8 protein-coding genes are annotated in these 10511 nt (G+C 25.4%); 3 read left to right on the forward strand and 5 right to left on the reverse strand.

Translation table 11 applies throughout. The features are described from left to right. Positions 1 to 182: 182 nt before the first annotated feature. Positions 183 to 881 carry a purine-nucleoside phosphorylase gene (gene deoD, locus R4K56_RS13775; protein WP_335773000.1) on the reverse strand — a complete coding sequence of 233 codons (699 nt, stop codon included), beginning with the start codon at positions 879 to 881 and terminating at the stop codon, positions 183 to 185. A gap of 128 nt (positions 882 to 1009) precedes the next feature. Here deoD and R4K56_RS13780 point away from each other — a divergent pair, with 128 nt between their 5' ends. Further along, a complete protein-coding gene (locus R4K56_RS13780) occupies positions 1010 to 1567 on the forward strand; it encodes a DUF4416 family protein (RefSeq protein ID WP_335758441.1) in 558 nt (185 codons plus the stop codon). 5 nt (positions 1568 to 1572) lie between these two features. On the opposite strand, the gene R4K56_RS13785 is transcribed toward R4K56_RS13780, so the two are convergent. Together R4K56_RS13785 and R4K56_RS13790 are read right to left on the reverse strand one after the other, a co-directional pair. Then, on the reverse strand, positions 1573 to 3834 hold the full coding sequence (locus tag R4K56_RS13785) for a methyl-accepting chemotaxis protein (RefSeq protein WP_335773001.1): 2262 nt from the start codon (positions 3832 to 3834) through the stop codon (positions 1573 to 1575). Positions 3835 to 4094: 260 nt separating this feature from the next. Further along, positions 4095 to 6341 (reverse strand): methyl-accepting chemotaxis protein, encoded by a 2247-nt coding sequence (locus tag R4K56_RS13790; RefSeq protein ID WP_335773002.1) that lies wholly within the window; start codon positions 6339 to 6341, stop codon positions 4095 to 4097. 156 nt (positions 6342 to 6497) lie between these two features. Here R4K56_RS13790 and R4K56_RS13795 point away from each other — a divergent pair, with 156 nt between their 5' ends. Further along, positions 6498 to 8000: a tetratricopeptide repeat protein gene (locus tag R4K56_RS13795; RefSeq protein WP_335773003.1), complete on the forward strand. Its 1503-nt coding sequence runs from the start codon at positions 6498 to 6500 to the stop codon at positions 7998 to 8000. Positions 8001 to 8020: 20 nt separating this feature from the next. After that, positions 8021 to 8914, forward strand: coding sequence for a patatin-like phospholipase family protein (locus R4K56_RS13800; protein ID WP_335758445.1), 894 nt, complete (start codon positions 8021 to 8023; stop codon positions 8912 to 8914). 49 nt (positions 8915 to 8963) lie between these two features. On the opposite strand, the gene R4K56_RS13805 is transcribed toward R4K56_RS13800, so the two are convergent. Further along, positions 8964 to 9269: a hypothetical protein gene (locus R4K56_RS13805; protein WP_335773004.1), complete on the reverse strand. Its 306-nt coding sequence runs from the start codon at positions 9267 to 9269 to the stop codon at positions 8964 to 8966. A gap of 48 nt (positions 9270 to 9317) precedes the next feature. After that, positions 9318 to 10481: a BspA family leucine-rich repeat surface protein gene (locus tag R4K56_RS13810; RefSeq protein WP_335773005.1), complete on the reverse strand. Its 1164-nt coding sequence runs from the start codon at positions 10479 to 10481 to the stop codon at positions 9318 to 9320. Positions 10482 to 10511: the final 30 nt, after the last annotated feature.

A 10511-nucleotide genomic window follows, 5' to 3' on the forward strand; every position in this document is an offset into this window, starting at 1 on the left:
AGAAAATATAATTTTAATTTTGACAAAATATAGTTGTTTAGGTATAATTACTAATTTATTAAATATTATCTTTAATTAAAATTTTAAGAAAATAAAATAGGGCTTTATGTAATAACATAAAACCCCAATTAACAAATTTAAAATATTAAAATAATATTTTTAGTTTATAGCAATTTAAAAATTTAAGCTAAAGACAAAGCAACTTCCATCATATTAGTAAAAGTTTTTTCTCTTTGTTCTGCAGTTGTAGCCTCTCCAGTAATTAAAGAATCAGAAATTGTTACCATACAAAGAGCATTAACTCCTGCATAAGCAGCATTCATATATAAAGCAGCAGCTTCCATCTCAACAGCTAATACTCCCATTTCAGCCCATTTAGGAGTAGCATTATTAGCACCATAGAATACATCAGATGAAACTATATTACCAACATGATAATTTATTTTCATTTCATCAGCTTTATTAACAGCTTTTCTTAATAATTCATAACTAGCTATAGGAGCATAAGTACCAGGAAGTTCATACTGTGCAGCATAATTAGAATCTGTACAAGCTCCCATTCCTATAACCAAATCTCCAATATGAAGTTTATCTACCAAAGCTCCAGCAGTACCAATGCGTATCAAATTCTTACAGCCATAGAAATGTATAAGTTCATAAGAATAAATACTGCAAGAAGGCATTCCCATACCTGTACCTTGAACAGAAACTTTCTTTCCTTTATAAGTTCCTGTAAATCCAAACATATTTCTAATAGAATTATACTGAGTAACATTCTCTAAAAAATTCTCTGCTATAAATTTAGCTCTAAGAGGATCTCCAGGTAAAAGTATAGTTTCTGCAATATCGCCTTTATTTGCTCCTATATGTGGTGTAGCCATATATTTTACTCCTTTTTTATTTTTATATATACACATTATAAATATGAATCAATATCAAGTCAAATATTAATTATTTTTTTATTATAAAGATTATAGAAAAATAAATAAAAATGATGTAATATATCAGTATGAGTAAAGTATTAAAACAATCAAAAGCTGTGCTTGTTATGGCTTTAATGTACAATGACATCAATATATATAATTCTGCATTAGAAAAACTTATTAATAACTTTGGAGAAATAGAAGTTATTAGCGATGAATATTTATTTTCTCATTCTGCATACTATAAAGATGAAATGGGAGATTCTTTAAATAAAAGATTCATTGTTTTTAATAATATGATAGAAAGAGATTATATCAGTGATGTAAAAAGAATAACTGATAATATAGAAAAAGAATATTTAGATGATAAACAAAATAGAAAAATAAATATAGATCCTGCAATATTAACTTTAGAAAATTTTATTCTAGTTACAAATAAAAATTTCACACATAGAATATATTTAAAAGACGGTGTATTTGCTGATTTAACATTATTATATAAAAAGAAAAAAGGATACACTGAATTAGAATGGACTTATGCTGATTATTCAAGTGATGAAACAAAAAAGTTTTTAAATAAAATAAGAGAGCTGTTCTACAATAGACTTATAGAAAGCTCCCCTTTTGGTTCTAATTGGAAATAAATATTTTAAGAATCTTGTATACCGGCAATTCTAACAAACTCTTTATCCCATACACCTATATGTTCTATTAAGAGTTTAGCTAAAAGCTCGGAAAAATCAATTGCTACCTGACGCCAATCACTGCTGGATTTAAATGCTTTATATTGATCATCAATAGCTTTTTCAAATTTTCTATGTTCTTCAAAATGTTCTTTAATTTTATGATATTTATCTTTATTAGCAACTTGTATTTTTTGTTCTTCTGAAAAATGGTATTTTGTGTAATTAATAGCACCTTTAAATGCTTCATCAACATCATCTTTAATACCATTATATAAAGCAGAATGAACTTTATTAGCATACTCAATAATTTGTACGTGCTGACTATCTATAGTTTTATTATGTGTATAATACTGATCTAACCATTCTAATTTTCTAGCACCAATTTTGAAGAAACTCATAGCATTAAATAAATCTTCCATTTGCTGTTCCAATTCTTTAGAAGATTCATGCATAGATGAAACTAATGAACTGTTTCCCTGAGTTTGAGCATCCATATTTGACATAGCTGAATTAATACTGTCTATACCTATCAATTGTTCTTTAGTAGTATTAGCCATATCTGCAATAACTTTTGTAGTTTCTTCTATTTTATTTTCAATATCTTCAAATAAAGTTCTTGACATATTAGCAGAATCTGTTGCTTTTTTTACTTTCTCATTACTTTCAGCAATAAATGAAGTAATATTATTAACTGAACTTTGAGTTGTCTGAGCCAAATTTCTAACCTCTGAAGCAACAACCGCAAAACCTCTACCCTGATTACCTGCTCTTGCTGCTTCTACAGATGCATTTAAAGCAAGTATATTAGTTTGGAAAGCTATATCTTCAATGAATTTTACCAATCCGCTAATTTTCTGACTGTATTCAAATGCCTGACTTGTATTTTGTGCTGTTTCAGCAATGATGCTTCCAGCTTCCTCAACTGCATTTCTAGCATTTATCATCATATCATTAATTATAGCTGCATTATCAGCTGTTTTTCTGATCGTACTTGAAATTTCTTCTGTAGCCTCAGCTGTTTTCTCTAAGTCTGCTGCCTGACTTAAAGTTCTTGATGCTAAATCTTTGTTAGAATATGATAAAGAATAAGCTGTTCTTTTTGTCAAAGCTACATTAGAGTTAGCAATACTGATAATATCTTTTATAGATCTTTTCATATTATCAAAACTTCTTATCAACTCACCTACTTCATCTTTTCTTGAAAAATATCTCTCATTAATATCAAAAGTTAAATCACCTGAAGAAATCAAGTTAGCAACTCTCAATGCTTCTTTTAATGGAGATGTTAATCTTCTAGTAAATCCAACAATAACAGCAGTTACAACCGCAATTATTACTAAACAAAATAATATAGCAAATAATACTGTTTTACCTAATGAAGAATATAATTCTCTTTCTAAGATACTTATTATAATATACCAATTTGTACCATCTACATTATAATATGACATTAAATAACCTTGTTTATCAGTATCTTTATAATGCATTATGCCGTCGCCGTTTTTTATTACTTCATCATAAGGAGCATAATTATCAGCAACTGTTAATATTTTATTATTATCCGGATGAGCTAATATTTTTTTATTACTATCAATAATAGATATTTTTCCGCTTTTTCCAACCGTAACATTAAGTACATATCTATTTATCAAATCGCCCCAATCAACATTTCCTGATAATACACCAATTACTCTGCCTGTATTATCTTTTACTCCTCTCCATATTCTATAAGTAGGATTTCCTGTAGCTACAGATTTTGTAATACTTTCTTCCCCTCCAGAATTATAACCGCCTGAAACAAAATTTTTCCAGCCATTATCATTCCTATCCATAGATACATTATTTAATATTCCATTTTCTGAATCTATTATGGCATTTCCATTAACATCTAATAAGATAAAATTAACAAATGAATTCTTTGAACTTTTAAAATATTTCAATGCTTCTTCTGCTCTCAATCTCAAATCCGGATTATCCTGATTTTGTAAAAAATTTATTAAAGCTTCCGAAGTAACAAAATTCTCCATAGAACTGTTATTATCACTAAGCCATAAATTAATCAAATTTTTATATGAAATAGATGTAGACTCAAAACCACTTTCAACTGTTTCATCTATTACTTTTATGCTTAATAATAATACTATCCATATACTTAAAAAAGTGGATAATACTATAGCACTTACAAATAAAACAGGTATTTTAAATCTTAAACTATATATCTTCATATTCTGTCCCCATCACTACTATATTCATCAATAATAACACCAATAAAAAAAAATTTCAATATAATAAATTAAGCTTAAAAGTAATTATTATCAATAAACTATAATAAATAATCTATTTAAATAAAGAAATATTTATATTTTTGTAATAATTTTTTTAATTATTATTCAAATTAATACAATAAAAATTGTTAAATTAATAATTATGTAAACAAAACTCATAATAAAAATAACAATTTTCATATTTTACATAAAAAAATAATTTAATGGTCGTATATACCAGCTGTTTTTACAAATTCCTTATCCCAAACACCTATATGCTGAATAAGCCATTTACTTAATATATTAGCCATATCAGAAGCTGTATTTTTCCAATCAGCTGCAGAATTTAATTCTTCAATTTTTTTCGCAACTAAAGATTCAAAATTTCTATGCTGTTCAAAATGCTCCTTTATTTTTTTATATTTATCGGCATTTTCTTTTTGTAATTTCTCTTCATCTGAAAAATGATATTTAGTATAATCTAAAGTCATATTAAATATATTTTTCACTCTCTCTACATCGTCCTCATGTATAGCAGAATATATATCATTTATAAAGTTAATAAGATTCATATGCTGTTCATCTACATGAGCATTATTAGTATTATAATTATCAGACCATTCCAAACGATATACACCTGTCTTAAAAAAGCTCATAGCACTAAAGAAATCATTAGTTTGCTTTTCCAATTCACTAGAAGAAGTTTTCATAAAGTCTACAAGACTAGAGTTTTCTTTGGTTTTAGAATCTATATTAAGCATAGATGTATTTATTCTATTAACATCTTCTTCCTGCTTATGCATAGTATTAACCATATTTTCCATTATTGTAGTCGTATTATCAATTTTTTTCTCTATATCAGCAAATAGTTTCTGAGACATATTAGCCGAATCTGTAGCTCTTTTAATTTTATCATTACTATCTTCTATTAATGAAGTAATATTTTTAGCTGATTCAGAAGTAGTTTGAGCCAAATTTCTAACTTCTGAAGCAACAACTGCAAAACCTCTGCCTTGATCTCCGGCACGAGCCGCCTCTACAGAAGCATTCAATGCAAGTATATTAGTTTGAAATGCAATATCTTCAATTATCTTTATAATATCACCTATTTTCTTACTAGACTCAAAAACTAAAGAAGTATTCTTAGCTGTATCATTAATAATAGAACCAGCATTTGATATATCATTTCTGGCATTTACCATACTGTCGCTTATAGATCTTATATTAGTAGTTGATTCTTTTATAGCTGATGATATATTTTCCATAAAAGATGTAGTTTGATCTATCTCTGTAGCTTGAGATTGTGTTCTGTCTGATAAATCTTTGTTTGAATAATATAAACTATAAGCTGTTCTTTTCGTTTGAGAAATATTTGAATTAACAACTTTAATTATATCTTTTATAACTTTCTTTATTTGGGTAAAGCTATTTAGTATATCCCCTATCTCATCTTTTCTATTTAGATGTTTTTCTGATATAACACTTGTTAAATCTCCATTAGCAATATTTTCAGCCTCTTTTACTGCCTTATTTATAGGAGAGAGAATATATTTTAAGAAAGACCAAATTATAATTATAGACACAATAGTTAAAATTATACCAATAAATATAGGCAAAGTTAACATAAATTTAACAGGATTATAAAGTTCATCTTCTTCAATAGTAACAAGTATATACCAATGAGGATAAATAATAGGACTCAAATACATCATATAAAGTTTGCCATTATATTTATAATGATTAATAAATTTACCTGATGCACTCAATTCATCAAAATCTTTAAAATTTTCAAGTTTAGTCAATATTCTAGTTTCATCTTTATCAGCAATTATATTTTTATCTTCATCAACTATCATTATATTTCCAGTTTCACCAACTTTAGCAAAAGAAATACAATGATATATAAAGTCAGACCAGTCTATATGAGATGATAAAACACCTATAATATTTCCATCATCATCTTTCACATCTGTATACATCTTATAAACCGCTTCGCCTGTAATTTCTGATTTGACTATACCCATTTTATTATTTTTCAAATTATCACTATAAAAACTAAAATGCGGATCAATTCCATTATTATAATTCTTTAATGCACCATTTTCTGAATCAATCAAAACATTTCCATTTTTATTTAAAAGTGTAAAATGAGATGTAGCTGGTCTTAAATTTTTAAAACTAACCAAAGCAGTTTCAGCCAAATTGAAATTTTCTTCAGTTGGCTGCAATAAATAATTAATAATATTTGCATTAGTAGCAAAACCATCTAATATTGTTTTTTGATGTTCTATCCATAGATTAGCTGTACTTTCATAAGCAACAGCTGTAGTTTCAAATCCATTTTGAGCCGCTATATCAACAGACTTCAATGATATTAAAAACATTATAACTGTTATTACAAAAATTGATAATGTAATAGAAAGTCCCATAATAAGCGGTATTTTAAATGTTAAACTATGAAGTTTCATTTTTTAAACCCTTATTACAAAATTTTGAAACATTATATCATATTAAAAAATTTAATCAAACCCTAAAATTATAATTATATACATAAATATAATTGTGAAAAAAATCAATAAATTGTATAATATATCGTGCTATTTTATAGCATTTAGGAGTTATTTATGGATTTGACTATACCTTACGAAAATGATATCAATGAAAAAGATAAATCTATTATACAAGAATATATATTAAACAATATAAAAGAATACGAAAAAAATTCTACTAAACTTACTGAATTAACTATAGAAGCTGTATCATCTTTAAGTGCTGGAAAATCAAGAACTGAATTTCTTGCCAAACAAGGTTTTCTAAGTAATATGTTTAACTCTATAACAGGTCAAAATAGAAAAATAAGAGGTGAAGTTGATTACAATTACGCTATAGTAAAAAATGCCTCTATAAAAATGATAGAATGCTTAGCTAAACAAAATAAAATTACTTATGAAGGCTTGATATATATTAATAATAAATTAAATAACATAGAAGAAAATATTGAAAAAGAACTTGTAACTATATGTAACAATATTAGAGAATCATTCAATTTTATATTAAATAAAATAAATGAAGAATCAAACAGAATAGAAACTTTGGAAAAAAAAGTACAATTATTAGAATTCAAAGCCTCCACTAATATGCTTGAATTCGATAGCATAAAATATAAAGATATGGATAGCATAGAAAAAATAATATCTTTAAGTAATGATCTATTCCATAAGATTTCTTATGATAATGAAAAAACTATAAACAAAGAACACATCTATATGATAAAATCAATACTATTAGATTTTAATATAGATATAAATAATAAAATTAAAATATCAGATATATATTCTAAATTAATTGATAAACCTAATTTTATAGATAAAATATTTTATAATGTTAAGTACAATAACAATTTACCTGAATTTATTATACCAATATTAAGCGGAATCAAAAAGCTAGAAAAATTAAATAAAGAAGAAAATTATATAATAAATTCAATACTTACTCTTGGAAAAAGTCATAAAAATATAAATCCGGATACTATAAAACTTCATCTTATAAATGATTATGGAATTAATGTTTGTAATTTTAATTATAATGCTGAAATAAGTAATTATGAAATAGTAATATTAATAATGAATGAATTAAAAATGGCATCAAAAAATATTAATGTTCCAAGCGTTAATAGTTTTATCAGCATAGAAGAAAGAATGGATTTAGCCAAACAATATTTTCTTGAAAAGAAATATAAAAAAGCTATTCAGGAATGCAGTATAATTTTATCAAAAGATCAAAGTAATAAAGAAGCTCATAATTTAAAAATAGAATGTTTATACAGACTTCTCATAAAAGAAATAAAGCATTATGAAAAACCTTTATGTTATAAAGAAATTGCAAAAATATTTTTAATAAAAAAAGATTATGGAAATACATTAAAATATTTAAATGAATATTTTGAATCTTATTCTTCAAATAAAGAAATATATAAATTTAAACAAAAATTAGAAGATCAATATAAAAAAATAAAAACATACGAAAATAAAATAGCAAAGAAATTAGAGAAAACTACTGATAAAAATAAAAAAGATTATTTAGAATTTATAAATGATTTTTGGGGAGTATATTTAACAAAAATTTAAAAATACAAAACGGAGTATTTATGAAAAAATTAGGATTAGTGTTAGGCGGCGGCGGCGGACTTGGAAGCTATCAAATAGGAGTTTGGAAAGCTTTAAAAGAATATAAAATAGATAAAATGATTAAAGCTATTGCAGGAACTTCTGTAGGTGTTCTTAATGCATGTTTAATAGCCCAAAACAATTATGAAATATCCGAATACATTTGGACAAATGAAATAGAAGATAAAATTTTATCAAAAAAGAAAATTGATAAGAATAATTCATTTATATCATCAAACGGTATATTCAGCCGTGAGGGATTAATAGAAATAATAGAAAAATATTTAAATATAGATATTATAAGCGAATACAAATACCCAATATATGCTACAACAGTAAATTTAAAAACAATAAACGTTGAATATTTTAAATTAAACGGTAAAACTCATCAAGAAATAAAAGAAATAATGATGGCTACAAGTGCTATACCTGTAATATTCGGAAGGCAAAAAATAAAAGGCACTGATTATATAGACGGCGGTATGGAAATATTAAATGGAAATAATTTACCTTTGAAACCTCTATATGATGAAGGCTGTGATGAGATAATAGCAATAAATTTATATAAAGATGCTGCTATAGAAAAATCTGATAAATGCAAAGTTTATGAAGTTGTTCCAAGTAATGATATAGGTAATTTCTTTACTGGGGCAATGGACTTCTCTCTTGAAGGAGCTAAAAGACGTCTTGAAGAAGGATACAAAGATGCTAAAAATATATTAGAACAAATATTTAAAATGGGACATACTCAAATAGAAAGTTTAAAAAACAGTAACAAAATGTATCAAGATGAAATCAGAAATGAAATAAATAAAAAAGAATTAAAAAGCAAATTAAACACTGCAATAGACAGTTTAAAAATTCAAGATAAATAATTAAATAATAATAGACTTGTATTTATGATAAATATAGAAAACAAGTCTATTATTGCATTTGAGCATTTAATATTTCAGATATTTCAAATATAATATGATTTCCATTTGTATTTTCAGTACTAAATACCAAAGTATATAATTCTTCACTTATAGAAAATTCAATTCCATTTATAATTACTTTCTTACTATACTCTCCATACATAATATTAGAATAATCATCTTCAAATATAACATCATCATATTTATTTTTTATAATATCAATAAGTTCTAATATAGGAGCTTTATCACAAATATTATCATCATTACAATAAAGCTCGTAATTATTAAAAACTTTTCTTAAATACCATTTATTCATAATTTTTTAATACAATTAATTTGAATTAGTATACATAAAATCAAAGAATTAAAGCTCTGATGAAAAATCTTCTTCAAGCTTTTTTCTTAATCTTACAACTCTCCTATTTTTATCTTTTGCAATAAGCTCATATATTTCTTTTACATTATCTTTTATTATAGTTATATAATCTTCCTTAGGATAAAATGCTTGCATATATACTTTAAGTCTTGTATGCAATTTATTTTCATCGTCACAAATAAAGGTTATATCTTTTAATTTATCCAAATTCCAATTTTCTAAAGATTCATAATGATCAAACTTTTCTGCATGTCTAAACATAAACTCTATATTAGTTACTTTCTTTGTATTCCATTTATCAAGGGGCTGATTAAAACTTTCTGCTGAAAAAAACATACAGCTCATATAGTTTACATTAGACACATTCCAGCTATTTAAAGGCTGATCAAATTTTTTACAATCATCAAACATTCTACACATATTTTCAACATTTGAAACATTCCATTTATCTAAAGGCTGATTAAAATTCTCACAACTATTAAACAAATCTTCCATATTTTTTACATTAGATACGTCCCAATCATTAAGAGGCTGATTAAAAAATGTACAATAACTAAACATATTTGATAAATCTTCAACTTTACTAATATTCCAATTATTTAAAGGCTGATTAAAATTTTTTGCCAGATTAAACATAAAAGACATATCTTCAACATTAGAAGTATCCCATTTATCCAAAGGCTGATTAAAACTTTCTGCTAACTTAAACATACCTCTCATATCTTTCACTTTAGATACATTCCAATCATTTAAAGGCTGATTAAACTCTTTAGCTTGCAAAAACATAAAGGACATATCTTCAACATTAGAAGTGTCCCACTTATCTAAAGGCTGATCAAAATTAGAACAATAAGCAAACATATGATTCATACTTTTAACTTTAGATACATTCCAATTACTTAAATCAGCATCAAAATCTGTCATTGAATATCTTCCCATCGTATGATAGTCCATATAGGCAAACATCATATCCATATTTGTAACATTAGAAACGTCCCAATCTTCTATGCCTTCAAAATCTTTTCTTTTACTTTCATGAAAAAGATAACTCATATCTGTAATAAAACTTGTATCAACACAATCAAGTTTTATACCGTCATTAAATACTAATTCTTTTAATTCTTCTTTTGTAGCTGGTTTGTATTTTTTCATAAATTAATCCTTATTTCAATTATGTAGATT

Origin of the sequence: Brachyspira pulli, assembly GCF_036997785.1 — a bacterium.
GTDB lineage: Bacteria > Spirochaetota > Brachyspiria > Brachyspirales > Brachyspiraceae > Brachyspira > Brachyspira pulli.

Bases quoted from the DNA above. Each gene is read 5' to 3' on its own strand.
- deoD (WP_335773000.1), bottom strand. From the start codon at position 881: ATGGCTACACCACATATAGGAGCAAATAAAGGCGATATTGCAGAAACT.
- R4K56_RS13780 (WP_335758441.1), top strand. From the start codon at position 1,010: ATGAGTAAAGTATTAAAACAATCAAAAGCTGTGCTTGTTATGGCTTTA.
- R4K56_RS13785 (WP_335773001.1), bottom strand. From the start codon at position 3,834: ATGAAGATATATAGTTTAAGATTTAAAATACCTGTTTTATTTGTAAGT.
- R4K56_RS13790 (WP_335773002.1), bottom strand. From the start codon at position 6,341: ATGAAACTTCATAGTTTAACATTTAAAATACCGCTTATTATGGGACTT.
- R4K56_RS13795 (WP_335773003.1), top strand. From the start codon at position 6,498: ATGGATTTGACTATACCTTACGAAAATGATATCAATGAAAAAGATAAA.
- R4K56_RS13800 (WP_335758445.1), top strand. From the start codon at position 8,021: ATGAAAAAATTAGGATTAGTGTTAGGCGGCGGCGGCGGACTTGGAAGC.
- R4K56_RS13805 (WP_335773004.1), bottom strand. From the start codon at position 9,269: ATGAATAAATGGTATTTAAGAAAAGTTTTTAATAATTACGAGCTTTAT.
- R4K56_RS13810 (WP_335773005.1), bottom strand. From the start codon at position 10,481: ATGAAAAAATACAAACCAGCTACAAAAGAAGAATTAAAAGAATTAGTA.